The organism is Mesorhizobium sp. M2E.F.Ca.ET.209.01.1.1, assembly GCF_004010375.2.
GTDB lineage: Bacteria > Pseudomonadota > Alphaproteobacteria > Rhizobiales > Rhizobiaceae > Mesorhizobium.
In genome coordinates this window covers 1-278 of sequence record NZ_SADP02001425.1, presented here as the reverse complement: position 1 = coordinate 278, position 278 = coordinate 1, and the positions used below count along the sequence as shown (strand labels likewise).

Genomic DNA, 278 nt, shown 5'->3' with positions numbered 1-278 from the left:
GATATCTTCAAGCTCGACCATCTGTACACCTTGGCGGGACATCGCAGTCATAGCAGCCACAGCAGCCATAGCTCGCACTCGAGCCACAGGTCGTCGACGGGCGGCTATTCCTACATCCCGCCAGCGCCGAGCCAACCCGCCCCGCTGTACAATGCGCCGTCAACGCCCGCGCCGGCCTACCAGGCGCCCGCGATCGCGCCAGCGCCACTGAAGACGCTTCCGGGCAACGCTTACAAGTTCAAGGAAATCGTCCAGGAGGTCCAGTTCGCCCTGTTAGC

1 pseudogene is annotated in these 278 nt (G+C 63.3%); it reads left to right on the top strand.

Annotated features, from left to right (window positions below):
- Nucleotides 1–278, top strand: a pseudogene (locus EN852_RS42115) (His-Xaa-Ser repeat protein HxsA); the annotation flags it as partial.